The organism is Vibrio genomosp. F10 str. 9ZD137, from assembly GCF_049974785.1.
Lineage (GTDB): Bacteria > Pseudomonadota > Gammaproteobacteria > Enterobacterales > Vibrionaceae > Vibrio.
Map to the genome: position 1 here is coordinate 1 of NZ_JBNGCJ010000062.1, position 310 is coordinate 310.

The 310-nt window shown below is 47.1% G+C and carries 1 protein-coding gene; it reads right to left on the reverse strand.

Annotated features, from left to right (window positions below; translation table 11 throughout):
- Window positions 1-310, reverse strand: a 310-nt coding sequence (locus tag ACP45E_RS00835; RefSeq protein WP_241824230.1) for an aconitase family protein, incomplete at both ends; no start/stop codon positions are given.

The following is a 310-nucleotide window of genomic DNA, read 5'->3' on the forward strand; positions in this document are numbered from 1 at the left end:
GGGGCGTATGGCTGTCGGTGCCCACACACGTATCAGGGAAGGCAATTCCGTTCTGCGATTGAACGACTGGAGACATTTTTTCCAGATTAATCTGGTGCATGATCCCATTACCAGCGGGAATCACGCTGACGTTTTTAAACGCGGTTTTACACCACTCAATAAAATGAAAGCGATCTTCATTTCGGCGTTCTTCAATCGCTCTATTTTTATCAAACGCGTCCTTTTGAAAACCTGCATGTTCAACAGCTAATGAGTGGTCAACGATCAGCTGTGTTTCAACAACAGGATTCACACTGGCAGGGTCGCCGCC